This window comes from Streptomyces klenkii (assembly GCF_003626645.1).
Taxonomy (GTDB): domain Bacteria; phylum Actinomycetota; class Actinomycetes; order Streptomycetales; family Streptomycetaceae; genus Streptomyces; species Streptomyces klenkii.
The window spans coordinates 1-25175 of sequence record NZ_RBAM01000024.1; the positions used below are offsets into that span (position 1 = coordinate 1).

General features: G+C 72.1%; 31 protein-coding genes. 4 read left to right on the forward strand and 27 right to left on the reverse strand.

The window, feature by feature from the left end; translation table 11 throughout:
* The 3 genes from D7231_RS31710 to D7231_RS31720 form a co-directional block, all read right to left on the reverse strand.
* Positions 1–319: hypothetical protein (locus tag D7231_RS31710; protein ID WP_147449826.1), on the reverse strand; the 319-nt coding region annotated here is incomplete at its 3' end.
* Positions 312–722, reverse strand: coding sequence for a hypothetical protein (locus D7231_RS31715; RefSeq protein ID WP_120759262.1), 411 nt, complete (start codon positions 720–722; stop codon positions 312–314). The genes D7231_RS31715 and D7231_RS31710, both read right to left, overlap by 8 nt.
* Positions 723–816: 94 nt before the next feature.
* Entirely contained in the window at positions 817–2001 is a 1185-nt protein-coding gene (locus D7231_RS31720) for a helix-turn-helix domain-containing protein (protein WP_120759263.1), read from the reverse strand.
* Between the two features lie 119 nt (positions 2002–2120).
* Here D7231_RS31720 and D7231_RS31725 point away from each other — a divergent pair, with 119 nt between their 5' ends.
* From D7231_RS31725 to D7231_RS31735, 3 genes are all read left to right on the forward strand, one after another.
* Positions 2121–2669 (forward strand): flavoprotein, encoded by a 549-nt coding sequence (locus D7231_RS31725; protein ID WP_120759436.1) that lies wholly within the window; start codon positions 2121–2123, stop codon positions 2667–2669.
* Positions 2666–2962, forward strand: coding sequence for a hypothetical protein (locus D7231_RS31730; protein ID WP_120759266.1), 297 nt, complete (start codon positions 2666–2668; stop codon positions 2960–2962). The genes D7231_RS31725 and D7231_RS31730 overlap by 4 nt, the downstream gene beginning before the upstream one ends.
* 181 nt (positions 2963–3143) lie before the next feature.
* Complete coding sequence (locus D7231_RS31735) at positions 3144–3536, forward strand: hypothetical protein (RefSeq protein WP_147449827.1); 393 nt, start codon at positions 3144–3146, stop codon at positions 3534–3536.
* Between the two features lie 4 nt (positions 3537–3540).
* On the opposite strand, the gene D7231_RS31740 is transcribed toward D7231_RS31735, so the two are convergent.
* The 18 genes from D7231_RS31740 to D7231_RS31825 form a co-directional block, all read right to left on the reverse strand.
* Positions 3541–3780 carry a hypothetical protein gene (locus tag D7231_RS31740; protein WP_147449828.1) on the reverse strand — a complete coding sequence of 80 codons (240 nt, stop codon included), beginning with the start codon at positions 3778–3780 and terminating at the stop codon, positions 3541–3543.
* Between the two features lie 90 nt (positions 3781–3870).
* Positions 3871–4635, reverse strand: a complete 765-nt coding sequence (gene rhuM / locus D7231_RS31745; RefSeq protein WP_120759273.1) for a RhuM family protein — start codon at positions 4633–4635, stop codon at positions 3871–3873.
* A 413-nt stretch (positions 4636–5048) separates the two neighbouring features.
* The gene (locus D7231_RS31750; RefSeq protein WP_120759276.1) at positions 5049–5747 is read right to left on the reverse strand and encodes a collagen-like protein; all 699 of its coding nucleotides are present in this window, start codon (positions 5745–5747) and stop codon (positions 5049–5051) included.
* The gene (locus tag D7231_RS31755) at positions 5744–6010 is read right to left on the reverse strand and encodes a hypothetical protein (protein ID WP_120759279.1); all 267 of its coding nucleotides are present in this window, start codon (positions 6008–6010) and stop codon (positions 5744–5746) included. The genes D7231_RS31750 and D7231_RS31755 overlap by 4 nt, the downstream gene beginning before the upstream one ends.
* A gap of 28 nt (positions 6011–6038) precedes the next feature.
* Positions 6039–6359, reverse strand: coding sequence for a hypothetical protein (locus tag D7231_RS31760; protein ID WP_120759281.1), 321 nt, complete (start codon positions 6357–6359; stop codon positions 6039–6041).
* Positions 6360–6361: 2 nt separating this feature from the next.
* Positions 6362–6745 (reverse strand): HAD domain-containing protein, encoded by a 384-nt coding sequence (locus D7231_RS31765; protein WP_147449829.1) that lies wholly within the window; start codon positions 6743–6745, stop codon positions 6362–6364.
* Positions 6742–7806, reverse strand: coding sequence for a peptidoglycan recognition protein family protein (locus D7231_RS31770; RefSeq protein WP_120759285.1), 1065 nt, complete (start codon positions 7804–7806; stop codon positions 6742–6744). Before D7231_RS31770 ends, D7231_RS31765 begins: the two co-directional genes overlap by 4 nt.
* Before the next feature lie 59 nt (positions 7807–7865).
* Entirely contained in the window at positions 7866–8396 is a 531-nt protein-coding gene (locus D7231_RS31775; protein WP_147449830.1) for a hypothetical protein, read from the reverse strand.
* A gap of 24 nt (positions 8397–8420) precedes the next feature.
* Positions 8421–11864, reverse strand: a complete 3444-nt coding sequence (locus D7231_RS31780) for a hypothetical protein (protein WP_147449831.1) — start codon at positions 11862–11864, stop codon at positions 8421–8423.
* Between the two features lie 4 nt (positions 11865–11868).
* Positions 11869–14832, reverse strand: a complete 2964-nt coding sequence (locus D7231_RS31785) for a hypothetical protein (RefSeq protein ID WP_120759291.1) — start codon at positions 14830–14832, stop codon at positions 11869–11871.
* A 173-nt stretch (positions 14833–15005) separates the two neighbouring features.
* Positions 15006–15416 (reverse strand): hypothetical protein, encoded by a 411-nt coding sequence (locus D7231_RS31790; protein WP_120759293.1) that lies wholly within the window; start codon positions 15414–15416, stop codon positions 15006–15008.
* A gap of 12 nt (positions 15417–15428) precedes the next feature.
* A complete protein-coding gene (locus D7231_RS31795) occupies positions 15429–15842 on the reverse strand; it encodes a hypothetical protein (RefSeq protein WP_242000031.1) in 414 nt (137 codons plus the stop codon).
* A gap of 4 nt (positions 15843–15846) precedes the next feature.
* Complete coding sequence (locus D7231_RS31800) at positions 15847–16281, reverse strand: hypothetical protein (RefSeq protein ID WP_120759295.1); 435 nt, start codon at positions 16279–16281, stop codon at positions 15847–15849.
* Positions 16281–17039, reverse strand: coding sequence for a hypothetical protein (locus tag D7231_RS31805; protein WP_120759297.1), 759 nt, complete (start codon positions 17037–17039; stop codon positions 16281–16283). The genes D7231_RS31800 and D7231_RS31805 overlap by 1 nt, the downstream gene beginning before the upstream one ends.
* A 13-nt stretch (positions 17040–17052) precedes the next feature.
* Positions 17053–17508: a hypothetical protein gene (locus D7231_RS31810; protein ID WP_120759299.1), complete on the reverse strand. Its 456-nt coding sequence runs from the start codon at positions 17506–17508 to the stop codon at positions 17053–17055.
* 4 nt (positions 17509–17512) lie between these two features.
* Entirely contained in the window at positions 17513–17899 is a 387-nt protein-coding gene (locus D7231_RS31815; RefSeq protein WP_120759302.1) for a hypothetical protein, read from the reverse strand.
* Between the two features lies 1 nt (position 17900).
* Entirely contained in the window at positions 17901–18950 is a 1050-nt protein-coding gene (locus D7231_RS31820) for a hypothetical protein (protein WP_120759304.1), read from the reverse strand.
* A gap of 16 nt (positions 18951–18966) precedes the next feature.
* On the reverse strand, positions 18967–19530 hold the full coding sequence (locus D7231_RS31825; RefSeq protein WP_120759305.1) for a hypothetical protein: 564 nt from the start codon (positions 19528–19530) through the stop codon (positions 18967–18969).
* Positions 19531–19774: 244 nt separating this feature from the next.
* On the opposite strand from D7231_RS31825, the gene D7231_RS38200 reads away from it, so the two are divergent.
* Positions 19775–19906, forward strand: a complete 132-nt coding sequence (locus D7231_RS38200; protein WP_277875666.1) for a hypothetical protein — start codon at positions 19775–19777, stop codon at positions 19904–19906.
* Positions 19907–19988: 82 nt separating this feature from the next.
* Here the strand turns inward: D7231_RS38200 and D7231_RS31830 are convergent, their stop codons facing one another.
* The 6 genes from D7231_RS31830 to D7231_RS31855 all read right to left on the reverse strand — a co-directional run bounded on the left by D7231_RS31830 (position 19989) and on the right by D7231_RS31855 (position 25167).
* The gene (locus D7231_RS31830) at positions 19989–20438 is read right to left on the reverse strand and encodes a hypothetical protein (protein WP_120759307.1); all 450 of its coding nucleotides are present in this window, start codon (positions 20436–20438) and stop codon (positions 19989–19991) included.
* Positions 20439–20452: 14 nt separating this feature from the next.
* A complete protein-coding gene (locus D7231_RS31835; RefSeq protein ID WP_120759309.1) occupies positions 20453–20872 on the reverse strand; it encodes a hypothetical protein in 420 nt (139 codons plus the stop codon).
* A gap of 78 nt (positions 20873–20950) precedes the next feature.
* Positions 20951–22294, reverse strand: coding sequence for a phage major capsid protein (locus D7231_RS31840; protein ID WP_158673849.1), 1344 nt, complete (start codon positions 22292–22294; stop codon positions 20951–20953).
* Positions 22291–23379 (reverse strand): head maturation protease, ClpP-related, encoded by a 1089-nt coding sequence (locus D7231_RS31845; RefSeq protein WP_120759314.1) that lies wholly within the window; start codon positions 23377–23379, stop codon positions 22291–22293. The genes D7231_RS31840 and D7231_RS31845 overlap by 4 nt, the downstream gene beginning before the upstream one ends.
* Positions 23366–24991, reverse strand: coding sequence for a phage portal protein (locus D7231_RS31850; protein WP_120759316.1), 1626 nt, complete (start codon positions 24989–24991; stop codon positions 23366–23368). Before D7231_RS31850 ends, D7231_RS31845 begins: the two co-directional genes overlap by 14 nt.
* The gene (locus D7231_RS31855) at positions 24988–25167 is read right to left on the reverse strand and encodes a hypothetical protein (protein WP_120759318.1); all 180 of its coding nucleotides are present in this window, start codon (positions 25165–25167) and stop codon (positions 24988–24990) included. Before D7231_RS31855 ends, D7231_RS31850 begins: the two co-directional genes overlap by 4 nt.
* Positions 25168–25175 lie beyond the last annotated feature (8 nt).

Genomic DNA, 25175 nt, shown 5'->3' on the forward strand with positions numbered 1-25175 from the left:
CGGCGTGGCCGGACCGGGGAAGCGTCCCGGGCCAGTGGCCCGCCGGTGTGCGCTTCGGCAGGTGGCACGTCGGGTTGCAGGCGACCAGCCGGTACTCGTACCCGTACTGCGGGTGGATCGTGGCCCCGGCGGGGCGGGAGGCGTCCCAGCGGGCGGGTATGGGCTCCCCGCAGCGGCAGCAGGCGAGTCCGGCGGCCTGTCCCGCGGTGAGCTGGTCGTAGCGCCACCGGGGCCCGCCGCGCTGCGCCGCCTCGGCCGGGGCACCCTCGGCGCCCGGGGCCTGTCTGCTCTTGAGCGCGGTGACGTGGTGGTCAGGCACGGCCGGCCTCCTGGTACGCGGCGAGGATCGCGGCCCGCAGCGCCCGCGGGTCGGCCAGGCGCGGCCCGCCGGGTGCCACGAGCCAGCGGATGGCCGCGCCAGCCGTCCAGGCCCCGGTGCTGAACCGCTGGGGTGGCACGGGGATGACGCCGTAGTTGAGGACGTGCGCACCGATCGCGTCCCAGCCGTCCGCCGTGCCGATGGGCACCAGCCAGGTGTACGTGTCCGCCATCTGGTCCTCGATGACCGGCACCGGGCCGCGCTCCCGCCGCAGGGCGGCGACGACGCGCTGCCCCACGAAGCCAGGCAGGCGCACGGCGTCCCACCAGCGGTGCGCGGGGAGCATCTGCACGCCCTGCTCGGCGGTCGGCAGCCACTCCGGCAGTGAATTGGTGGTCCGCAAGGGGCACCCCCGGCGTCGTCAGCGAGATCGGGCACGACCACACTGACCCCGCCGGGGGCCACTAACTGTCACTCCTCGGTGACACATCTCCGGTTCAGGCGCCGATCCAGGCCGCCATCCGCGACAAGGCGTCAGGAGACTGCCGCCGCAAGTGCAGCAGGCCCCGCACCGTCTCCCGGGCGCGGGGGTGGAACCGGGTCTGCTGCGGCGCGAGCCGCCGGGCCGCCCCCAGCGAGGCGATGGCCGCGTCGGTGCGGCCGGTCTCCATCTCGGCCCGCGCCGTGTCGACCAGGTGCGCGGCGCGGCGCGACGTGGCCCAGCCGCGCGGCGGCCGGACGGCTTTCGCGGCGGCGTAGGCGGCGTCGAACTGCCGCAGCTCCAGCCGCGCGAACACGGTGTGCACGCCGACGTTCGCTGGGCCGAACGACAGCCAGTGCACCCTGCCGGCCTCCCCCGTCTGGCGGGCGATCTCCCGCGCCTGCCCGAGATGGTCCTCCACCCGCGCCGCGTCGTTGGCGCGGGCCGCGATCACCGCCGCCCCCAGATGCAGCTGTCCGGTCACGGCGTCCCGTTCCAGCCCCGGCTCGGCCTGCCCGAGCAGGCGGTGCCCCTCCGCCACCATGCTGAGCGCGATGGCGTGCCGCGCCCCGCGGTTGCGGTAGGCCAGCGCCCGCCGGTACTGGCGGATCGCGGCCAGCACCGCGTCGCCCGCGCCTTCGGCGGCCCAGCCCATGCGCTCCAGGGCGAGCGACGCGAGGTCGGGGTACCCCAGCTTCACCGCGACGTCGTGCGCCGACCTGCACGCTGATGCCAGCGCCCGCCATGATTCGGTCGTCGGCCGCTCCCGGCAGATCACCGTCAACTCGGTGAGGAGGCTGGGCAGCGCCGCCGCGGCCTGCTGGAGCCGGGCCGCGCGGACGTCGCGGCACAGCGCGTCGGCTGCGGCCGCCAGGTCGGGCGTGGTGCTCGCGGGCATGAAGCAGTCCGTGGGCAGGTCGTACAGGTCGAGCGCCTCGCGGATGGGCTGGACAAGCGCGGCGACATGGTCGGGGCGCAGATGATGCACAGGGTGTCCTGTCAGGGCGGTTACGGGGATGCCCAGCGTCCTCGCGACTGCGGCGACGAGCTGAGGCGATGCCTTCTTGTGCCCGGCCTCCACCTGGTGCAGCAGGGAGTAGCTGTAGGGGATGCGCTGGGCCAGGCCCTGCTGGGTGAGGCCGGCGCGTTTGCGGTGCGCCGCGATGCGGGCACCTGTGCGGTCGTCGTCTGGGTTGGGCATACTGGTCTCCTCGTTCCTTGCAGCCACTTGGAACGGTACCCGCGTGTAGTCACGCGAGCACAGCGTTCCGCCCCCGGGTATCTCGTCCGGGGGCGGTCGCTTGTGGTGGGATGACCGGCATGACGCCGCCCGTGCTGTACCTACTCGGCTCCGCCGCGCCGCCCGTCCTCTACGTCGACGGCGTGGTCCGGGATGCGCAGGCGCGCGGGTGGGATGTGTGCGTGGGGCTGACGCCCACGGCCGCGACGTGGCTGGAGAACCAACTGCCCCAGCTGGAGGAGCTGACCGGGCGCCCGGTCCGTGTCCAGCCCCGGCGTCCCGGGGTGAGCGACGGATGGCCCCCGGCGGACGTGACCATCCTCGCCCCGGCGACCCTGCACACCGTGAACTCCATCGCCCTCGGGCTGACCCTGTCCTGGGTGTCCGCCTACGCGTGCGAGGCGATCGGGAAGGGCTGGCCGCTGGTCGTGATGCCGTGCGTGAACTCGGCCTATGCGACGCACCCGCAGTTCGGCCGCTCCCTCGAAGTGCTGCGCGGCGCCGGGGTGGAAGTCCTCTTCGGTGTGGGTGGGTTCGTGCCGAACCCCCCTGGCCAGGGTCGCCCCGTCGAGTATCCGTGGCATCTGGCGCTGGGGGCCGCTGAGCGCCGCGCGGGGCGAGCGCCGTGACCGAGCCGCTGCCGTCCGGTCTGCCCGCGCTCCGCGTGATCGAGCGCTACCTCGTCGCGCAACTGGCCGAGGTCTACGCGAAGCTGGAGGCCGCAGAGGACGCAGCCAACCCGCGTTGGTGGGTGCAGTGGCGGCGGACGCCTCCGGGGGCGCCGTGGCGGGGGGTGCTGCACCGGGCGGGCTGCTGGATGCCGGGGACGCCGGACCTGCGCGTCGCGGACGTGCGGGCGGTGGTGGCGGAGCACGCGGGCCGGATCGAGTCGTGCGCGGCGTGCCGGGCCCGGGTGCCGTAGCCGGGGTGGGGTCCCCGCCCCGGGGAGGGGTTGGGGGCGGGGACCCCGAGGGTGGCCCCGAGGGGGGTGAGGGGGAGGATACGCCCAAGTACGGGCCGGAGCGCCGGGCGTGCAGCGAATCGCGGTCGCCCGATCGGGTGAACGCGCCTCCAGGCTTGTGTGGGCCTGCCACCATGGCCGCATGCCAACCCAGGTCATCATCCGCACCGTCCCCGCCGGCGCCCCTCCGGCTGAGGACGGGCTGTACTTCAGCGTTGCGCACCTGCCGGAGCCGGAGATCCCGCGGCACATGCCGCACGCCCGGAGCGAGGAGGAGGTGTCCTGCCCGGAGTGCGCGGCGGCGCGCAAGGTGGTCATGGACGACGACGGCGCTATCGCGCTGGCGGTGCGCATCGCCGAGAGCGCGAAGGAGCAGATGTTCGGCTTCGCCAACCGCCGCCAGGCGGCGGTCCACGTCACGGTCGCTGGGCCCGCGATGACCGCGCACATCATCGCCCGCGACGTCGCGACCTACCTGTACGGGGACGACATTCCCCACACCCACCAGGCGGACCCGCGGCTGGCCGGGGGGTAGGGGTCTACTCCTCGGGGAGTTCCTCGCCCGCCCAGATCGCGCCCAGCCACCGCAGAGTCGTCGCCGGCACCGCGAGCGAACCCCCGGCGGCCATCTCCACGAGGTCCGGCAGGGCCTCCGCGATCGCCTGCGCTGTCCACGGCGTGCCGGGCAGCGCCGGGTCCACCAGCACCGCTACGGCCTCCACCACCAGCTCCAGCCGCACCCGGCCCAAGCCGCCCACGATCACGGGCACATCGGTCACTCGGGCAGCATCGCACGCGGGTGTGACAGCGGGGCAGGAAGAAGCCCCCGCGCCCGCCAACTCGGCGGGCACGGGGGCGGGGTGGGTCGCTCAGGCGGCCAGAGCGCGCCGCGACATCATCAGCTCAGTCCGGACCAAGCCGTCCCACTTCGCCAACGACAGGTGCACGTCGTCGTCCGCGATGTCCATCGCACGCAGACACAGCCGCGCCACCAGGCGGTCCAGCTTCGCCAACTCGGCCGCCGTCAGATAGTTCTTCGCGACCTTCCGGTCAGCCGTCCGCGGCAGCTTCCCTTCCAGCCGCCCCGGCCAGGTGTTGATCTCGCGGGCGCTGCGGATCTCCTGGGCGTCCATCCCCGTCAGGTGCCGGTACAGCTCGTTCTGCACCATGGCGAAGAACATCCGGGTCGCCGGGCTGGACGGGGAGTAGTCCGGGGCGTTCTCCGCCATCATGTCGCGGAAGACGCGGTAGTCGACCATCTCCCGCGAGCGGGCCAGGGCCGTCTGCCGCACCTCCTCCGCCTCCAGCGCGCCGAGCTCCGCCTCCCGCGTCCGCACCGCGAAGTACACGCGGGCATGGGCGACGGCGGACTTCGTGTCGTCGCCGGCCATCGCGGTCAGGTAGGCGCCGAACCGGGTCAGGCGGAAGTCCTGCGCCTCGCGCCGCGCCCCGGAGCCGATCCGGACCAAGTTGCGCGTCTCCGCAAAATGCTTCTGGGCAGCGGATTCGCCCTCGACCAGCGCCAGGGAGGCTCGCGCCTTCCGGATCACGGCGGCGTAGTCGCGCCACTGCGAGTACTCCATGAGCGGCTGCATCTCGCGGCCGTTCCAGTGCTCGCGGCCGTAGGCGTCCACCCGGCGGATGCGCTCGAAGGGACTCTCCCCCCGGGTGTCATAGGAAGGCGGGGATGGGTTACTGTTAGGTACACCCATGAGGTTCATGTCAGGCTCCTCTTGGACTTGGGCCCCCGGCGAGGGATAGTCGCCGGGGGCCTCTCTGTTGGCCCGAACATCTGACGGACCGTAGGCAGCAGCATACCCCGCGGCCGTGACCCCCCGTAGAAGATCAACACCCCATTGAGGGACAGCTCAGGGCATCGCGTCGCACTCTGTGAGGAGCGCGGGCCGGATACTCCGGCCCAGTTCGCCCGGTGTCAGCCCGTCCGCAGCGCAACTACCCGCCGTGGCGGACGTGGTGCGCGTCACTTCACACGAAAGCGCCCCCGCCGCCCGGCCCGAAGGCCAAGGCGACGGGGGCTCCGTCACGTTCACCACTCCCGCCGCGCGGGGTCGAGCGCGGCGGCGCCGAGGACGCCCACCGGCGGCTCCGGCTCCTCCGCCTCGCACGCGTACTCCGTCGAGCCCGGCTCCACCGGGGAGCAGCGGAACTCCCGGCCGCCGAACTCGAACGACCAGCCGGACGGCGGCGGGCCCGGCTCCCCGCGCTCCCCCCTCGGCCCCGCCGGCCCCGGCACGGTGGAATCCGCCCCTGGCGGCCCTGGCGGCCCGGCAGGTCCCGGGACGGTAGAGTCCGCCCCAGGCTGGCCCGGCGGACCGCTCGGCCCCGGCACCGTGGAGTCAGCCCCGTTGGCGCCATCCCGCCCATCGGTCCCGTCAGCCCCGTCGCGGCCGTCCTCGCCAGCCCGGCCCGGCGGACCGGGCGGGCCGGGCACCGGCACCGGCACCTCCGCCCGGTCCGGCAGATCCTCCACCGCCTCCTCCGGCGCTGGAGCCGCCGGCGTCTGCCCCACCGCCTCCAACTGCGCCCGCAGCAGCCGCACGTCACCCGCGAGCGTCTCCACCGCATCCCCGCGCAGATCAGCCTCCGCGGCCAGCTCGTCGGCGCGGTGCGCCTCGTCCTCAATCCTCAGCAGCGCCACCGCGACGCCGCCGCCCAGGAACAGCAACGCCGCGGCCAGCCACAGGACGCCGCGGCGCCGGTACGCCCAGTGCTGCGTGCGGGTCACGGCGTCCCCCCGAGCTGCTGCACCAGCAGCCGCAGCCGCGTGCTCTCCGCCCGCTCCGCCGCAAGCTCAGCGCGCACTGCCGCCAGTTCGGTCCGCAGCTCGGTGCGCTCCTCCTGGAGCTGGTTCGTCAGGCTGTCGTATCCGCCGATGACTCCGCCCTCCCGCTGGGCCCTGCCTGCGGCCCGGGATCCGTAGACCGCCGCCAGCGCGGCCACGGGCGAGGCCAGCAGTGCGCCTATCGCCGTGACCATGGCGGCGTCCATACGTCCTCCGTGCCGCGTGCAGGGTGGGTCAGGCGCCTCTCGGGGCGCGGCGGGTACCTACGTCCTGCGCGGCGGTGGCCACGCCGGTCGGCTTCCACAGCCCGAAGTGCGCCAGCACGCCCATCCCGAAGCTGACGAGCCAGGCCACGACCGCGGTCTGCACGTCGTAGTCGTCGCCCGCCGCGGCCAGCTCCACCAGGAACCCGTTCGCCGCGGTCAGCCCCAGCAGCAGCACCGCCTTCACCCCGGCGTGCGTCACGCGCGTCGTCACCAGCCCGACGAGGACCGGCAGGCCCACGCTGATCGCCAGGCCCAGCCAGTAGGCCGCGGTCAGATCCACATCCACCATGATCAGTTCTCTCCGTTCGTGAGTTGCGCCGGCTCGACGCCCACCGCGCGCAGCGCGTCCGGCCAGGTCTCGAACCGCACCGCGCGGTCGTCGATGTACGCCACGGCGGCGACCTTCCGGTTCGTGATCAGCAGCACGCCCCGCTCATCCCAGAACGTGCGCTCCGAGTCGTCCGTGCGGACCGGGAATCCGCGCTCGGCCAGCCACGCCGCGACCTGCCCGGCGTCCCGGGTCGTGTGGATGGCGACGGCGTACCGCTCCATCAGCGCGCGCAGTGCCGGGGCGGCCCCCGGCACCCAGTCGCCGTAGATCGTCCCGTCGTGCCAGCCGCGTTCGTAGGAGTGGAGGACGCCGTCGAAGTCCACCGCAACAGTCCGGGCCGTCACGGCCACACCTGCGCCTTCAGCTCGGCCCGCTCGATGGTCACGGGCCCGCGCCCGCCGTTGTGCTGGGCGATCATGATTTTCGCGCGGCGGCCCGCGCCGACCTTCCCGCACACCGGGATCGGCGGGTAGGAGCCTCCGTCCGACCCGATCCCCTCGGCGATCTGGTACCGCACCTGTCCGTCGGGGCCGTCCTCCACGACGCGGACCTGCACCTCCTCGCCCGGAGCGAGGCCCGACAGGCGGAGGTTGAGCACGCCGACGTACTGGGCGCCGTCCGCGGCGAAGGACTGCCCGCCGGCGAAGTGCTGGGCCGCCTCGTCCGCCCACTCGGTGTCGAACGGCAGGGAGACCCACACCCCGCTGTCGCGGATTTCGAGCGGCCGGGTCATCCCCAGCGCGAGGTAACGCGGTCGCGGCATGTCGTCCTCCTCGGGGGCCCGTCCGGGCGTGGTCGTGTCGAGTCGGGCCGCGACGGCGCCCCGGATGCTGGGCATCCGCACGTCCCCGCCGCCCGGCGCGGGGCGGGGGTCGACCTTGCCGGGCTGCCACTCCAGGTGGCCGATCACCGATCCCCCGCCCCAGCCGTGCGCGCGGCACAGCGCGGCCGAGGCCCGCACGATCGCCTCCACCTGCTCGGGCGGCCACGGGTCGCGGCCGTCGCCGAGGTTGACGCACTCGAAGCCGTAGAAGTGGGTGTTGCCGTCGGTGTCGGTCTCGTTGTCCGCCGGGAGGTCGTCCTCCTCGATGACGGCGGCCAGGACGTCGCCGTCCCCCGAGCCGGCGTGGTTGGCCCGGCCGTTGCCGACCAGGTGGACCGTCCCGTCCTTCGCGATGACGCCGTGGCACAGCGGGCCGGGGAGGCTGGAGTGGCCGTCGTAGCACAGCCGCACGGACGCGTCGGTGCCGGAGGTGACGGTGTGGTGGATCATCACGCCGTGCACCGGGCCCCACGGCCCGATGTGGTTGCGGTTGTTGGTGCGCCAGGACTTGTACTCCACGACGCGCAGGCCCTCCGCGCGCAGCGCGGCGACGAGCTGGTCGGCGCTCAGCGGGTCGGCCATGTGACCTCCAGACATGAATCAGCCCCGGGCCAGACAGGTCCGGGGCGGGATGGGCGGGGTCAGGCGGGGCCGGCGAAAAAGACAGCCACATAAGGCCGCGTAGACCCCGTAGCCGTATCCAACGCGGAGCCACTGTCCTGAAAAGGCGCCAACTCCACATAATCCGTCGACCCATTCAGCTGCACCGGAAGCGTGCGGGCCATTGCCGTGAGACTGGTATTCGCGATCGCCGTCGTCGCATGGTCCCGCGCCGTCGCCGCCACCGGCAGCGACCCGTTCACCAGCCACGACACCCCACGCACCGTGCCACCCGTCGACGCATTGAACGACGCGGCGCCGGCCAGTTGATACCAGCCCGCAATCGTCGGCGTGAACCGCGTCGGATTCCCAATCGCCCAGCCGCCCAGCACATCCACTGAGACGTTGTCCCACGACAGCGCATTCGACGACGCGCCCACACTGGACGAGGTCATCGACTGCGCGGCGTCACGGGCCGCGAAAAACACCAGCCGCCCAATGAGGAACTGCTCATTGAGGCGGTCGGCCGTAAGCCGGTGCCCAGGCAGCAGCCCAGGAGGCGGAGATGACACGGAAACCCCTCTCTCTGGCCTCTTTTACAGGCCGGGAACCGCCGGATCGGCCAGCTCGACAGGCGCCCCGGCGGCGTGTTCCTTGACGATGCCGTTGATGCTGCGGGTGACCGCACAGAACTGCGGATTCGTGATCTCGAAATCGTCGAACCCGAACTGCGGCGACACATTCGTGTTGCCGGACAGAGCCGCCGCCGCCACCCCCACCAGGCCGGTGTCGATAGGGCTCGTCACCACCGTCTGGTCAACCCACCAGCCGCCGGGCTCCGGCAGCGTCGTCGGCCACACCCGGCCCCGCACCCGGTGGCCGTCCACCCGCACCCTCACCCCCAGCGCGGTGCCGGCGGTGTAGGTGTACGGCGTCGCACCGGCCGAACCGATGACGGTGGTCACCCGGGTGACGTCCATGGAGATGGCGCCGGAAGTCGCAAGGCGGATACGGCACTGGTAGAAGGTGCTGCCAGTGACGCGGAGGATGACGGCCGGGATGAAACTGGCGCCGGCCGCCAGCTGACTTGGGGTGAGGGTCGCGAGGACCTCGGTGTCCGCGAGCGTGAACGGCACCAACTGGAACCTGATTGTGGTAGGCGAACTCGCGAGCGTGATCAGACCCTCCGAGCCGTTCACCGACCGGTCCGACGCGGCGCCACCCGATTCGAACCACGCCTGCCCAGTGGGGCTGGTACCCCAGGAATTCGACACCGAGCGGCTGAAGTCGTCCCAGGCCAGGGACTCCAGCGCGGACACCTCGATGGTCTCCCCGCCCACCGCCATCCGGATGGGGAAATCATCGGCCTCCCCGGTGCCGCCGGTGGGGCCGAGCGACGTCGCCCAAGGCGTTCCCGATCCGGTCTGCAACACCAGGGCGGTTTCCGTCTCGTCGATCCCGACGTACAGTTCGCAGCCGTCCGTCGCCACCCGCACCGGAGCCGCATCGTCCGCCGGATCCGTCGCCGCGACAGTGGCGACAGTCCACGGACCCGCGGCGGCGCAGTTGAACGCCGCCTCCAGCCGGTACTGCGCCGAATCTTCCCTGAATCCCAGCAGACGCACAGAGATCACCCCCGGCGGCAGCCACACCGGCGGATTCGTCACCTCAATCCGGTCACCCGACTGCAACTCCAGGAACTCCGGGATGAGCGCCGCCGCCCGCTCATTGCCGAAGTCCACCCGCACCAGCGGATACCGCGGCTCATCCCACGTCCCCAGATGCAGCAGCCAGCCGGCAATGCCCGCAAGAGCGGTGTCCGACGCGACATTCACCGTCGCCGCGTGGTCGTACAGGCCCACCCCCAGCGGGGGCGCCAGCACGGACAGCGCGCCGCTTCCGAGCACGGCCCGCGCGCTGGAGCCGTCCACGCGGGAGACCGTGACGTCATTCGCCAGGTGATCGTCGTCGTCCTCGGTCTGGAGACCGGGCGCGAGTTGCTGCTGCGCGTAGTCCAGCACCATCCGGGCCGGCTGGTTGTACAGCAGGTGCCGGGCCCGGTACTGGAGCCCCAGCGTCGTTCGCCGCTCGCTCAGCAGACCGCCGTCCGCCTCGACACACTCCCAGATCAGGTCCATCAGCCGCGCCGGCCGCTGCGGGCCCATCGCAGCCGACGCCGACGCGATGCCCGCGACGGACATCGGGACGCCCTCCTCCTCGGCGAGACGTTGCAGCCGGGTGGTGGCCCGCTCCCCGGCGAACGCGGTGTCCGGGCCGCCCGTGTTGGGGCCGTACACGCTTGTCGCCGGGTCGTTGACCAGGGTGACGTGACCCAGCGCCATCCCGGCCATCTCGGCGTTCCAGACGCAGTCCACCCGCACCGGCCGCGTGAAGCCGGCGACGTTGACGGACACCGACCAGGTCTGCGACTCCCCGATGGGCGTCCACCGCACCGTGTACGTCCACGTGCCGCCCGAGGGCGCGGCGGTGATCCGCACCCGGCACCAGCGGCCCACGGCGGCGGCCAGCGCGTCGGTGTCCGTGGTCGTCGCCTCGGCGACGATGGTGCCCGCGCCGTCGTGGAGACGGATCCTGGCCTCGCCGCCGCCGATGTAGCCGGTGATGCGGGCGATGCCGCCGCCGGAGGTCGCCACCCGCCACCAGCCGCGCAGTATGGCGGGCGCCTCGTCGAGGAGGTACGCCGTCTCGGCCCGCCAGCCGATGGACGGGTCCGGGAGCGCCGGCAGCGTGGCCCGCAGCGTCGCGCCTGAGGTGCCGATCTGCGGCAGGTCGGCCGAGGACGGCAGCGACGACACGGCGCCCATCTCCAGGCCGGAGATCGCCGCGGCAGGGCCGCCCGCGAGCGCGGACGCGGCCTGCGTGGCGTCGGCGCCGTCCTCCAGGGGCCAGTAGGCGAGGGTCGCCGCGTGGGCGGTGACGGCGCGCAGCAGCGCTGACTGCAAGGGTTTTGTGCGCTGCTGGTAGCGGCGCAGGATCCCGGCCGCCCGCACAGGGATCCACACGTCCTGCCCGCTGGTGTCCCAGCGTGAGGGCCACGCGGGAATCTCGCCGGTGAAGCGGGTGTACCAGTCGGTGACCGCGGCGCCGCCTTCGAGGGTCCAGGTGCGGCCCGCATCGTCGGCGAACGAGCCGGCGCCGACGGCGGGGACGGTGAAGTCCGGGTCCGCCAGCACTGTGCCGCCTATGCCGTCCCGTACTTCTGCGGCGTACCAGCGGCCCGCGCCGGGCGGGCGGATGCCGTCGACGTCCCCGACGCGCAGGTCCGCGCTCCCCGTCTGGTCGATGGCGGTGCTCCCCGCCACGGTGACGGGTTCGCCGAGTTGGGCCCACGGCCCGGCCAGCGACGGGGCGGTGTAGAACGTCACGACATGCTCGCCGGTGCCGTTGTCCACGTCCAGCGTGGCGCGGGCGGCGAACCTGCCGCCCGACACATACGGCACCGCTTCCGTCGACGCCTCGTCCGTTGACAGCGACGACCCCAGGTACCAGCGCAGCGTCAGCGTGCCGTCCGTCCCCAGCAGCAGCGCCCACATGGGCGTGCCCGGGGAGGTGAGGTAGCGGCCTATCAGCGGCTGCTCGGCCGGAGACCACGGGGTGGAGAGTGTCGCTGTCGCCGGCCACTGCGCGGGCAGCCGGTCCAGCGCCACATCCACCCGCACGTCCAGGTCCGCTGTGACGTTCAGCGCTGCGGAGGATGGGACGTAGGCCCGCGCGCCTGCCGTGTCGGGCACCGCCATGTGACGCCCGGGGCCCCGCAGGGCCACCCGGGCGGGGGTGTTGCGACCGATGAGCCCGTAGTAGGGCGAGAGCGGGTTACGGGGCGAGAAGCGTCCGCCCTGGTTGTTCACCTCGAAGTCGCAGCGTCCCGGTGCCGGGCGCTGCGCCTGGTCGCTCTGTCCGCCCGAGATGACCACGCCGCCGCCGTCGCGGCCGAACACCCACGGGTCGGTGATGTCCTCCCAGGTGTCGCCTGCGGCGATCTCCACGCGGTGGTCGAGCCGGTCCGGAGGAAACGGCACCCTGTCACCCCCAGCCGTCTTGGCCCAGCACTATCTGTACGTCGCCGCCGCGGACCTTGATCGCGTCCCGCAGGATCCACAGCAGCATGTCGTCCACCCGCGACCCGCTCGATCGCAGTTCCAGGACCACCGGCCCCGCGGGGCCGCCGCCCATCGCCGAGATTCGCCGCGAGTCGGGGTTCGACCGCACCCGCGACCCGGCAGGCAGATCCACCAGCTCGGGTCCGTGCTCGCCCACCAGCGTCATCCGGGAGCGGGGGCCGCCTGCCGCCGCGGTGCCGACCACGCCGCCGTGCGCCCTGGCGGTTTGGTTCCGGCCGCCGCTGCGGTCCGTCCAGTAGGTGCGTTCCTCCGAGTAGATGCTGCGGTGGTACACGGTGACCGTGCGATCCCGCAGGCTGTTCAGCTCCCGGCGCGCCTCCCGCAGCCGGTCCTCCAGATTCGAGATGTCGGCCCGCACCCGCGCTTTGCGGCTGTCCGGGACTCTGCGCAGCCGGTCCCGCGCCTCCCGCAGCCGGTCCTCCAGGTCCGAGATGTCGCCGCGCAGCATCACCTCGCGGTCGGGGATGTTGAGGATGTCCTCGGCCAGCGCGCGGGCCTGCGCGCCGGTGAGGCCCATCTGCTCCGCGCTGGCAATCAGCGCCTCGCGGCCCCGCCCGTAGATCTCGCTGACGTGCGCCCAGGACTCGCCGTTGTCCCGTGCCGCCGCGGCGGCATCGTCCGTGCGGGACGCCAGATCCTGGAGCGCGGTGGCCGCTTCGCGGGCCGCCTCGGAGTTGAGGTCGAGTTCGCCGTCGACCATGCGCAGCCGCCCGGCGTTCTCCTCGGCGGCCGCGCCGGCGTCGTCGATGGCCTGCTCGAAGGCGATCATTCCGCCCAAGCCCGCGCGCTGAACCTCGTTCAGCGCCACGATCGACTGGCGCAGCCCGTCCGCCGAGAGGCGCTGCTCCTGCAGCCGCTCCCCGACGCGCAGGGCCTGCTCCCCGAACAGCCCCATCCCGCGCGCGATCAGGTCCTGCTCGGCCCGGACCGCCTCCAAAGTGGCCCGGTACTCGGGGAACAGGTCGTTGATCTCGCTGATGCTGTGGCCGCCCTCGATGGCGGCCTCGCGGATGCGGGCGAACCCTTCGGCCGCGGCGTCCGCGTGGCCGCTGCTGGCCATGCCGGCGAGGGCCTGGTCGAGCCCTTCGAAGTCGTCCTGGAGCGCGTTCAGGCTGGTGGAGCCGTGGGCCATGTCGTCCACGGCGCCCTCGATGGCGTCGGACAGGTCATCGAGGAGGGGGATGCGGAAGCCGAAGATGCCCTCGGCGCCCCCGTGCCGGGCCTCGGCGCGCTCGTTGAGCTGGTCGATCTTCTCGATCAGCCCGTCGATGTCGCCGAACGTCTGCCGCAGCTCGCCGGTGAACTCCCCGGTGTCGGACAGCCGCATCAGGGAGGTGGTGAGGCGGTCCACGTCCGGCGGCGCACCGCGTGCCGCCTTCGCGATCTGGCTGATGCCCACCGCGACCAAGGCGAGGCCGCCGAGCGCCACCATCGCCTTCTGCACGCGGGACATGCCTGCCGCGACGCCGCCGAGCGCGGCGCCGACGCCGTTCATCCGGGCAGCCGCCACGAACGCGCTGAGCCTGGCGATGGCGCCGGAGGTGGCCACGGCCGTCACCCCGGCGATACCCAGCCGCACCAGCCGCAGCGCGGCATAGGTCGACAGCAACGCCCCGATCAGGTCAGGCGGGAGCGCCGACGCGAGCTGCGCCAGCGCGTTGACCAGCCCCAGGATGCTCACGCCCGTGTCCGAGGCGCCGATCAGCAGGTTCGTGATGACCTGCGTCAGATTGCCGAGGGTGTCCGCCACCAGCGGGCTGTTCTGGCGGGCGTAGTCCATGAACTCGCGGAAGTCCTGCCCGACATCACCCGCCTCAGCGGCCTGCGTGAACTCGATCAGCCCGATCCGCGCCCGGGACAGTGTCTCCTCGGAGAACTCCGCGAACCGGGACATGAAGCTGTCGAACCCGGGCGTGTCAATGCCGCCCCGGGCCAGCGCCATCCACCGGTCCAGCTCGCGGCTGGAGCCCTGGATCAGCGGCGTCATCGGCTCGAACAGGGCGCGCAGGGTCTGCATGCCGTGGATCAGCGGGCGCGTGGTGTCGCGGGCGAGACTGTCCGACCAGCGGGTGTAGTCGTTCCGCAGGATCCGCAGCTCGGCCGCCGCCGCCCGAGCTGCGGGCGGCATCTGCTCCAGCTCGCGGTGCCACGCCAGTTCGGCCTGGGCGGCCTCCGTGGTGGTACGTCCGTGCTCCTCGACGGCGTCCAGGTAGGCCGTCTCCGCGGAGACGGCGTCCGCCATGTGCTTGACCTGGCGCCCCGCAGCCACGCCGAAGGCCGTCAGCGCGACTGTGGCCGCGCCGAGCCCGGCGGCGATCGGAGCAGCCGCAGCGGCGATCGGGAGCAGCGCCGGGGACAGCAGCAGCGCCGCCGCCCGAAGACGGCGCATGCCCTGAGTGGCGTTGCGGTTGGCGATGGTGACCGTGCCGACCTTGCCGCGGAGCCCGGTCAGGCCGGCGGCGACCTTGGTGACGGCCCCGTCGAGGTCGTCCATGTCGCCTTTGAGGCGGCGGGTGCCGGCGCCGAGGTCGCCGATGCGGGCGTTTGCGCCGTCAGCCCGGGTCGACAGGGTCCGCAGGCTCGTGGACGCAGACCTGCTGTTGGTCCGCACGTCGTTGATCGCCGCGGCAGCCGCCGCGGCCCGGCCCCGGAGGGTACGCAGTTCTCGCGACGCGCCCTGCGCTTCCTCCCGCAGCAGCTTCAGGGCCGCCGCGGCGGCGGTCGCGCGGGCTCCCAGGGCGGTGAGCGCCGGGGCCGCCGTCCGGGCCTGCTGCCGCAGGTTGGCGATGGACCGGTTGACCTGCGCCAGCCCCGCCCGGGTGTCGTCCGAGGCGCGGACGACGATGTTGACGGAATCGGCGGACACGGCTCACCACCCGTCTGCATCGTCCACATCGCCCACCTGTCCGAGATCGGCGTCGTCGGGCGTGCCGGCCCGCTCGATCTCCAGCAGCCCCAACAGCCCGGCGTCCTCTTCCAGCAGCGCGCTGGGCAGGCACCCGAACCTCTCGCACAGCCCGAGAACCAGCTCGGCCCGCTTCAGCTCGCGAGGCTTCCCGACAGGGGCTCCATCGGAATCGACACCGCCGGGGATGGCTCGCCAGCGGGCGAGCTCTCCGGCAAAGGGCTGCCCTGGCGCACACCCCCGCGCAGGGCGTCGATCCAGGCGTTCATGACGGCGAGCATCATCTCCTGATCCTCGGCGTAGACGGCCTCGGCGGTCGCGGGGACCGCCTCCCCGGTCTCCTCGTCCTCCAGGTTCCAGGACAGGAGAGCGGCGGACATCATCTTCAGGCCGTCGCTGACCGCCGAGCGGTCGACCTCGCCCATGCCGATGAGGTCAAGGTACTCGCCCAGGCTCAGCCCCCGCAGCCGCACCTCCAGTCCGGCGAAGGGGTGGCCTTCCTCGAAGGCGATGTTGATCGTCTTCCGCTTCCGCTTGTATCCCATGCCGCGCGCCTCCTACGCCGTGGTCCAGGTCGGGACGGTGCCGTCGGCGAGGACGCCGGGCACCGCGTAGGTCAGGGATCCGTCGTCCCCGCGGGAGAGCGGGTAGTCGGTGTACAGCACCTCGTTGGGCAGGGACTGCCCGGAGATCGTCAGCGTGGTCGTGCGGGCCACTGAGGTGCTGGGGACGGTCTTGAAGACGTCGTGGCCCATGTTGGAGGCGTCGTTGAACACGCCGTTGAAGGTGACGGAGAAGTCGGCCAGGAGCAGCAGCCGCTCCATCGCCGACTTGTCCAGACCCGTCACGTCCTGCACCGCCCTGGGGGTGGCGAACTGCATGTTCGTGAAGTCGTTGCGGAGTTCCCGCGGCGTGCCGGACGCGTCATCGATCGTGGCGGCCGTCCAGCCGAGGCCGGTTTCCTTGGCCATGGCCCTATCCCTTCTTCTGCTGGTCGACAAGGCGGAGCTGGTGCTCCCCGAAGTCCTCCACCCAGTCCCGGGGGTTCTGGTGGCGGCGGGTGCGGCCGGTGGGGTTCCCCCTGAAATCGCCGTCGCGCACGACGTACAGCTCCGGCCTGGTGCGGTGCTCCTGGAAGCAGCGCTGCCCGGACTCGAAGCGGAAAACGGTCATGCCGTCCGCCCGCCGCTGCTCCGCGAACGTGCGCCGGGCCCGGTACCGGATGTAGTGCGCCTGCTGCCGCCCCAGTTCGGTCCGCTCGTCGATGACGGATTCCCACCCGTAGCGCCACGCCAGGCAGCCGGCCTGCTCACACGCGGCCCTGACCGTCCGGTCCGTGGGCGAGGAGATGCTGTACGTCTGGTACGCCCCGACCGCATGGAGCGGCGGGACCCGGTTCAGTGGGCGCATCAGAACACGACCTCCACATCGTTTCGGACGGCAATGACCGCGAACTGGAGGTCCGAGAAGCCGCCCGTCGTCGTGGTGACGACCCGCAGGTAGCGCTCCACCGTCTGATCCCGCGCGGTCTGGATCCGCTCCCACCCCGGGGTGCTGCCGGTGATCTGGGTGAAGGCGCCGCCCGTGACGCCGGACCACGTGTCGACGGCGCCGTCGTCGCTGGACTCCTGCACGGTGATCGTGGCGTCCGTGCCGGTGAACGCAACGATGTGGAGGTAGAGCTGCGCCCCGAACGCCGTGGAGCCGGTACCGAAGTCGACGCTGCTGCCGTTGGTGGCCGCCGAGTCCGTGCGCACCCCGGCGGTCAGCTGCCGCCCCCACTCCAGGCCGTAGGCGTTGGCCTGTGACTCCACCGCGAACGTGAGGGACCCGTCGTCCCCGCGCGTCGGGTCGTAGCTGATCTGCTTCGCGACGAGAGCCGCCGCCGGCGCCCCGAGCGTAGTCCCGCGATGGTAGGTCACCAGCACGTCCGAGCGGGGCAGCGCGGACAGCCGCTCGTGGGAGCGGCCCGTGGCGGGGTTGAAGAACGCCACGAACTGGCAGCGCCCGTCCCGGGTGCCGCCCTTGCGTTCCGGGGCCGACTTGCAGATCCCGGTCATGTCCAGCGCCGCGGGGCCGCCGCCGACGTTCCCGATGCTCCCGATATCGCACCCCAGGGCGTACCCGGAGATCATGAGGTCGTCCCCGAGGCCGGACTGCTTGCTCATGCTGCACCACCTCTCAGGGGGTCTGGGGCCACAGGTCGTCCACGATCAGCGGCAGCGTGATCGTGTACACGCGGAAGGTCTGGTCCGCCGTCTCCAGGTAGCCGTCCTGGCCGGTGAGGCCGGGTCCGTGGGCGCCGAAGATGTCGACCTGCCGCACCAGGCCCCCGAGAGTGAAGTCGGCGATGTACGCCCGGAACAGGCCGTCGATCGCGTCGATCAGGTTCGGGTCCATCGCGTCCAGCGGCTCCTGGAGGGCGGAGGTGTACAGGCGCACCATGCACACCAGGCCGCCGGTGGTCGTGGCCAGGCCCGAGCTGCGGACCGGCCGGACCGGTCCGGTCCACACGGCTGCGGTCAGCCCGTTGCCCGGCGGGTTGACCGGTTCGTGGCCGTTGACCTGCTCGAAGTGGCCGGACGCGGCGGCATGGGAGACGACGGCGTTGAGGATGTCGCGGATCTGGATAGCCACGGCGTCACATCCTGCTCGTGTAGCGGGGCAGCATCCGCTGCGCGATCTGGCCGGCGCGGGCCCGCGTCAGCTCCCTCGCCTGCGACCAGTGGCCGTAGCCCTTGAAGCGGGTGACGGGGTAGTTGCGGGAGCCGGTGCCCTCCAGCCACGGCCCGTAGACCACGCCGGAGTCGTGGACGCGGGCCACCTGGGGGCTCTCGGTGCGCGTCTCGACGCGGGACTCGTAGTAGCCGGTCGGCCGGCGGAAGTAGCTGCCGGTCAGCCGCAGTACCTGCTCCTCGGCGAACTCGGCGACGGTGTCGCGGACGTCCCTGGCGTACTCCTCCGTCACGGCGGCGGCGCGGCCGTCGAACAGCGGGCCGCGGGCGTCTACGTCGATGGTGAAGCGCACGTCACACCCCTCTCAGCCGGGCCTTGCGGCCGTGGCTCGTATAGACCCGCTCGCGGAGCCGCTGGAGCGCTATCTGCTCGGACTCCCGCTGCGACAGCCCACCGCGGCCCGCTTTCCCCCACCCGGCTTGCCCCTGGAGGATCTGGTTGACGGCCTCCGCCAGGGAGAGTTCCCGCACGGGCGGCGGCGGGTCCCAGCGGTGCACGGTGGCGCTGCTCGCGTGGGTGGCGGCAGTGGTGCCCAGGACGCCGCGCCGCACGGTCAGCGTGCGGGGGGCGTACACGGCGGCGCCCGTGGTGTGGGTGGCGAGGACGCTGCCGTCCCAGCCGCGCTTGACCGTGAGGCTGTTGCCCGCGATGTCGACGATGAGCATCCGCTCCGAGTCGACGAGGATGGTCTCACCGGACGCGAAGGCGGCGCCCGACCCCACTTGGACGGTGACCGCGTTGGCCTGCGCCGCGAGGTCCGCGCCGACGGTCTGCCCGGTGTCGAGCTGCGCCCGGCCCGTGACGAGCACCCGCTCGTCGTCGATGCGCAGCAGGGAGCCGACGCCAACCTCCGCCGATGTGGCGGCGTCCACGTCGATCCCGGTCTCCGCCGCGTCCAGCGCCCCTACGGTGGCACCCAGGGGCGTCTCGTCGTCCCTGTAGCCCCACAGGCCGGTGATGGCGATGTCCCGCTGGTGGGTATCCCCGCCGCCGAACGCCGCGTTGGAGTCGAGGTCCAGCTCAAGGCGCCGGAAGGGGGGCCCCGATGTGTTGGGCTCCAGGAAGTAGTCGCCGGCCGCGATGGTGACGCCGCCGGACATCAGCGACGTGACGCTGATCAGCTCGTTGTCGTCCAGCCACAGCCGCCACGGGCGCGCCCGCTGAGCATTCGGCCAGTCGAAGTACCGCGTGCCCAGCTCCGGGTAGAACCGGCGGTGCAGCAGCCCCTCCACCGTCCGGGACGCCGACTCGACCGCCCGGTCGATCCGCCGGTCCGCGCGCGCAGTCTCCTTGTAGTCCAGCTCGGCCTTGACTTCCTCGCGCGTGCAGTACCAAGGCAGCACAGGCGGCCACCTCCCCTCAGCGGACCGCGGCGAACAGCGGGATGTACGCCGTCCCGGTCCCGTAGCTGACTGGATTCGGCAGCGACGTGTGCGGCTCCACGTAGGACGCCCGGTAGTCCCCGGCCGACAGGTTGATGTTGGCGAACGCCGGGCCGCCGGCCGCCCCAGCGGACCGAGGAATCTGCGGCCCGGTCGACCCGTTGAACAAGATCCCGAACCGGTAGTGCTGCCTGGTCAGCGTCCCGGCCAGTGTGAGCGTCTGCACGCCTGTCGACCCGAAGTCCGCCACCGCATCCTTCGATGCGACCACCTCGCCGTCCGCGTCGAACAGCGCCACGAAGCACTGCCCCGATGTCGGTGAGGTAGCGGCGACGCTCACGTAGTAGTCCAGCGCCGTCGCCGCGAACGGCTCATCCACCGGCAGTCGGGACAGATAGAGACGCCCGGCGGCCAGCGTCAGGGTCGTCGAACACGTATCCGGCGCCGTGGTCCACGTCTGGTAGCCCTGCCGCGCCGGCGTCGGCATGCCCTGCACGCCGAGGTTCTCCCGACCGCTCGCAGCTTTGCTGAGGACGCCCACGGGGTCACCCCCTCATTCGCCTTCGGCGTCAGCCGGGGAGGTAGGTCCCGTCGGGGCGCCAGCCGTCCCAGGGGCAGAAGAGCTGCCCGTCCGGGCCCGCGTCGAGCGGTTCCCCGTCGTTCGGGCACGCTTCTGGGGGGCGGGCCTGCTCGTCTCGGTACTCGTCCGCGGCTGCTCGGCCGATGCTGATGAGCTGTTCCCAGGAGATGACTCCTCGCCCCCTTCCGGCTCGTCGTTGTCTGCGGTGTCCAGAGCAGCGGGCCACGCGTCGGGCTCGGCCCCGTCCGTCCAGACGCCGCCCACGACGGCCGCGCCCGCAATGCTGGCCCCGCCGTGGCGGGTGATCTTCGGCGGCATGGCGCCGTCCTCCTCGTAGGCCGTCGACTGGCAGTGCGGGCACGCCCAGAGACCGACCGCGAAGCGTGTGGTGCAATCGCGGCATCGCTGGAGCGCCATGGCTACGCCGCCGCGACGGTCGCGCCGTCGTCGTAGGGGACGTAGGTCAGGTACCAGGTGATGGCACCGTCCGTGCCCGCACTGACGTGCTCGATCTGCCCGACAGGCAGGAACAGCGGCCGCGCCAGGCCGCCGGCGCCCTTGACGATGCTCGACGCCGGGGCGCCGTCGAAGCCGAGGACTGTGCCAGCGGTGGTGTCGGTGGTGCCGATATCGGTGGCCGCCACCAGGTCCGAGGTGTCTCCGGCGGTGGGGTTGATCTGAAGCTTGTAGGAGTTGGCCACGGTGATGGAGGTGGTGACTACGCCGACCAGGCTGGTGATCGCGACCCGGCCGCCGGCCACAGTGAACAGGGGCACCGTCGTCGCGGCCAGGGTGCCCGTTGCCTTGGAGATGGGGCCTCGGCCGAACAGGAGGCTCCTGAACTGCTCGCCCTGGATGATGACGCTCATTGATCAGTCCCCTCTCAGACCAGGGCCGCGAGGTTCTGCGGGGTGCGCTGCACGGCCAGGTCATGCAGGATCGCGACGACCGTGCCCGTGCTCGTGGACGTGCACTTCACGTGAGTAAAGCCGTCCGACAGTTCCTCGGCGTGGACCGTGAACACGGCGCAGTCGAGTCCCGCCGCGCCGGAGATGGTGACGGCGGCGTCGGCGGTCTGGGTCTGCTCCGCCCACGCGCCGCCCACGCCGTCGCTGGTGTAGTAGTGGTCGACGACGTCCAGGTCTGCCGCGCCGGTGCCGGCCGCGTCCTCTGCCTCCTGGACGGTGAACGTGTCGCCGGCGCCGAGGTAGCAGACGAACGAGACGGCGGTGGCGTCCCTGAGGGGAACGAGGACGCCGTCGGCGACGGCGATGACGTTGAAGACCCTTCCGAGTCCGTCCATGGGTGCCCTCCTTGAGGGGGTTGATTGCCTCTGCGGATGGCCCCGGCCAGGGCGTTACTGCTGGCCGGGGCTGGCTGGTCAGGCTCGGGTGGCGATCTTCACGAAGGGGCTGAGGGTGTTGGACCCCTTCTTGGGGGTGATCGCCGACTTGATCCACGGCTGGCCGTCGACCCGCTCGATCACGCGCATCGCGGTCTTGTCGTTGCCGAACTTGAAGTGCGTGCTGGTCTCGGCCTGCATCGCCTGCCGGTCGCCGATCAGGTAGTAGCCGAAGTCGACGAAGTTGATGTCGCCCGCGGTGCCGACCGTGCTGGCCTTCTCGGTGAAGATCACCGGGCGGCCCAGGATGGTCATGGGCGGGGCGCCTGCACCGTCGCCGTTGCCGATCCACACCGCGGAGCCGCCCGTGCCCACCGACAGGGCCATGGTGGCCAGCTCGGGGAAGGTGTCGATGTGGGCCACCCAGACCGCTCGGCCGATCGAGCTGGGCAGCATACGGGAGTACGCCTTGACGATGTTCTCCCACACGATGGTCCCGGCGCTCTGCCCGGATTCCTTGGCCACCGACACGGCGGCAGGGGCGTTGAGGTAGCCCAGGGGCTGCCCGACGCCGTTGCCTTCGGTGAACGCGACGTCCTCGAACCAGGCGAGGGCCTCGGGGTAGGACTCGCCCATGAACTGTTCGAGGCTGATGATCGAGTCGGTGAACAGCTCGTTGGGGATCTCGCTGTACAGCGTCAGCTTCTTCGCCGTCAGTGTGATCCGGCCGAACGTCGGCGCCGAGTCGACGAGGGTGCCGCCCTCCTCCGTCCAGTAGCCGACGATCCCGCCGTACACGCTGCTCGCGTTGCTGGTGGAGTCGATCATCGGGTAGGGGACAGTCAGCGTCTCCATCGGCACCACGCGGGCCCGGGAGCGGACGACGGACATCTCCAGAGAGACCCGCAGCAGCTCGGACCGCAGCGACTCCGGGATGAGGAACCCGCCGTCGGACGGCACGGAGGACCCGAACGCGTTCTGTATGCGCGCGATCTGGTCCTGCGCGGCCATCGCGGTCTGGCCCTTCGCGCCCGCCCACACCGCGCCGAGGAAGTCCGTCCAGTTCCCGAACTGCTTGTCGAGGCCGGCGCCGGGCGCCTTGGGGTTGTAGTGCTTGGACCGGGCCACCGGGGCGCCGTCGGGGGCCAGGTTCAGGCGGTTGATCGTCTCGATCTGGTCGCCGCGGAGGATGTCGGCGAACTGCTTCTGCGTCTCCTCGCGGATCTGCGCGACGATGCTCTCGTCGCTGCGCGCCTGCCCCTTGGCGTACTCGGTGATGAAGTCCTTGAGAGTGTCGGGGGACTCCACGATCCTGGTGAGGGTCGCGGTGTCGCCGAGTGCTTCCGCCAGCTCGTCGGCGTTGCGCGGGACGGTCGTGGTCACTGTGCCTCCTCGGGCGTGGTCGTCGTCGCGCTGGACGGCGTCGGGTTGGTGAGGTGCGCGACGAGCGACGACCAGCCGGGTCGCGCCTGCGCGGTGAGGCGGGCGGTGATGTCCGCCCAGGTGTCGGCGGGCCCGCCTTCGGGCTCGTCCTCATGGGTGGAGCCCGTCACCGTGGTGGTGGCGGGCGCCTCTCCGGTGGTGGTGTTGTCGGGTGGGGGGTCGGGCGTGGTGGAGACGTGGGTGTCGGCCCGTGCAGCGGTGTCGCGCCGGAGGACGGCCGCGACAAGGGCATGTGAGTCGGCGTCGAGGTTGACGTCGCGGGTCAGGACACCGCCCGTGGCCAGTGGCTCGCGCTCGCCGTCCGTCTTGGCGGCCAGCGGCGCGGGCGCGGCCTGCCTCCCGGCGTACCGGAACGCCGACAGGTCCCACCGGGCGGCCATCGCCGGCTCCGGCTCCGCCGGCTCCTCCTCGCGGCCCTTCCGGGGGAGCTGCGCCACCTCATCGGCCAGGCCCGCCTTGACGGCCTCGTCCGCGAGGTACCAGGTCTCCGCCGTCATCCTCTGCCGCCACTCGTCGCGGCTGCCTCCGGCGCGGGCGGCGTACACGTCGGCGATGTTGTCGGACTGGAGATCCAGCAGGTCAGCCAACTCGCGCATGTCGCTGGCATTGCCCATGCAAAGCCCGCTGGCGTCGTGGATCATGAGCTGGGTGTTCGGCATCATCACGAGCCGGTCACCGGCCATCGCGATCACGCTCGCGATCGAGGCGGCGATGCCGTCCACGCGGGTCGTCACCGTCGCTGGGTGCGCGCGAAGGGCGTTGGCGATGGCGATCCCCTCGAAGACGCTGCCGCCGGGGGAGTTGAGCCGGACCGTGATGCGGCCCGTCTTGATCTCCGACAGCTCGTCGATCAGGGCCTCGGCGGTCGCGCCGAACCATCCGCCGATCTCCTCGTACAGCAGGATCTCGGTCTCGTCGTCGGCGGCGTTGCGGATCTGGTACCAGCCGTCCGGGGGCTGCTCGCGCAGCTGGGCGCGGAGCCCGATCGACTCGGCGCGCGCCTGGAGGTTCTCAATCCACACCATCGGTCCCCTCCTCGTTGTCGCCGCCGCGGCGGCCTCGCTTGACGACCTTGCAGCGGCAGTCGTTGCCGTACTTCGCGCCCTCGCAGTGGATGTAGCCGGAGCCGCCCGGGTAGTCCCGGTACGCCTGCCGCCGGTTGCGGTACGTCCTGCCGTCGTTGTCCCTGCACGGCTCGCACGTGTCGTCGTCGTCCTGCGCTACGACGACCCACCGCTGCGCGTCGTCAACCTCCGGCACCCCGGCCAGGAGCCGCGCGGTGGCCTCCTCGAACGGTGTGCCCCGCGCCTGCGGCGGCGGCGCGGGCGCGCCGCCCTCCTCCGGCTCCTGCGGCAACTCGAATCCCAGCAACGGCAGCAGCAACCTGGCCAAGTCCGCCGGGGCGCCCTTCACCAACTCGATCAGCAGCGCTCGGTCCGGGTCCGCGCCCGGCTGCCCGAAAGCCATCTCCGGCAGACCGACCGCGTCCAGGGCCTCCGGCCCGTGCACGCCGGCGTCCACCAGCTCCTTGACGGCGCGGGCCCGCGCCGCCAGCTCGTTCGCCGCCAGCTCGCGGTCTTCGGGGACCGGGTTGACGTAGTCCCACTCCAGGCCCTCCGCGGTGCGCCCGTAGAGGGGCAGCAGCTCGTGGTTCAGGGCCTGTTTGATCCTCTCCAGCCGCGGCGTGGTGAGGTAGCGGGAGTAGATGACCTCCGCCGCCTCCATGTTCGCCCGGTTGGCGTCCTCGATGACGCCGAGCATCGGCGAAGGCATCCCGAACGCCTCGCGGATCACATCGCGGGCGATGCCGCGGAGTTCGGCGAACTGCATGTCCCGCTGGGTGAACTTGCGGTCCACCCACTTGCCGTGTTCGAGGATCGCGACGCGGTGGGCGGCGGCAACGCCGCGATGCTGCTCGTTCCAGCGGTCGCGCAGCTCGTCGAACTCGGTGTCGGACAGGCCGTTGGGCACCTCAATGATGCCGCCGGGCTCCGCGGAATTGAGGAAGAAGTTCCGGTTCCACTCCGCCGAGTAGCGCACCGCGTCCAGGTCAGGCTGGAGGGCCTGGACCGGCCCCATCCCCCTGTACACGTCGAGGGGATTCGGCATCCGGATGTGGATAACCTCGTCCAGCCGCAGCGGGACCCGCTCCCCGTCGGGCCCCAGGTAGAGGTACCCGGACAGGAAGTTCTCCCGGTCCGGCACCGGCTCCATACGGTCCGGACGCACCGGCCACAGCTCCAGCGGGACCGACGCCCGCCCGCTGCGGGAGATCACCCACCACGCTTCGCCCGTCAGGTCGAGGTGCTGCTGGAACGTCTCGACGAACTCCATGCGCGGCATGAACGGGTTCGGCTTGCGCCACAGGTCGAGCGCGGCGTGCCGGGTGACCTCGACGCGGTCCTCGTCCTGCCCGCTGGCCGCCTTGCGCCACAGCTTCCACTCCACCAGCGCGGTGGAGGTGCTGGTGCGGTTGACGATGGCGAAGAGGGTGCCGACCGAGCCCATGGCGCGCATCTGCGCTTCGGCGTCGCGCCGCCCGGCCATGGACAGGAACGGCCCGGAGTAGGCCCGGCCGACGTAGGGCAGCGGGGCCTTGTTCCTCAGCGCCGCCAGGGCCCGCAGCGGAGACCTCACCGAGCCTCCTCGCTGAGCGCCTCAACGATCAGGCAGGACGCGCCTGCGGCAGCGAGGCCCGCTGCGGCGCCGAGCCAGGACCAGGCGGCGCCGGTGAGGAACCCGAAGCCGGCGACGGTCAGGACCGCGGTCCGGGCGCGTCCCCAGAGGGGCGGGAGGGCACGGAGTCTCCGCACTGTGGCCT

Excerpts from the sequence above, each read along its gene's own strand:
- D7231_RS31720 (WP_120759263.1), bottom strand. The coding sequence starts at position 2,001 with ATGCCCAACCCAGACGACGACCGCACAGGTGCCCGCATCGCGGCGCAC.
- D7231_RS31725 (WP_120759436.1), top strand. The coding sequence starts at position 2,121 with ATGACGCCGCCCGTGCTGTACCTACTCGGCTCCGCCGCGCCGCCCGTC.
- D7231_RS31735 (WP_147449827.1), top strand. The coding sequence starts at position 3,144 with ATGCCAACCCAGGTCATCATCCGCACCGTCCCCGCCGGCGCCCCTCCG.
- D7231_RS31755 (WP_120759279.1), bottom strand. The coding sequence starts at position 6,010 with ATGGACGCCGCCATGGTCACGGCGATAGGCGCACTGCTGGCCTCGCCC.
- D7231_RS31760 (WP_120759281.1), bottom strand. The coding sequence starts at position 6,359 with ATGGTGGATGTGGATCTGACCGCGGCCTACTGGCTGGGCCTGGCGATC.
- D7231_RS31770 (WP_120759285.1), bottom strand. The coding sequence starts at position 7,806 with ATGGCCGACCCGCTGAGCGCCGACCAGCTCGTCGCCGCGCTGCGCGCG.
- D7231_RS31790 (WP_120759293.1), bottom strand. The coding sequence starts at position 15,416 with ATGGGATACAAGCGGAAGCGGAAGACGATCAACATCGCCTTCGAGGAA.
- D7231_RS31795 (WP_242000031.1), bottom strand. The coding sequence starts at position 15,842 with ATGGCCAAGGAAACCGGCCTCGGCTGGACGGCCGCCACGATCGATGAC.
- D7231_RS31800 (WP_120759295.1), bottom strand. The coding sequence starts at position 16,281 with ATGCGCCCACTGAACCGGGTCCCGCCGCTCCATGCGGTCGGGGCGTAC.
- D7231_RS31805 (WP_120759297.1), bottom strand. The coding sequence starts at position 17,039 with ATGAGCAAGCAGTCCGGCCTCGGGGACGACCTCATGATCTCCGGGTAC.
- D7231_RS31830 (WP_120759307.1), bottom strand. The coding sequence starts at position 20,438 with ATGAGCGTCATCATCCAGGGCGAGCAGTTCAGGAGCCTCCTGTTCGGC.
- D7231_RS31835 (WP_120759309.1), bottom strand. The coding sequence starts at position 20,872 with ATGGACGGACTCGGAAGGGTCTTCAACGTCATCGCCGTCGCCGACGGC.
- D7231_RS31845 (WP_120759314.1), bottom strand. The coding sequence starts at position 23,379 with ATGGTGTGGATTGAGAACCTCCAGGCGCGCGCCGAGTCGATCGGGCTC.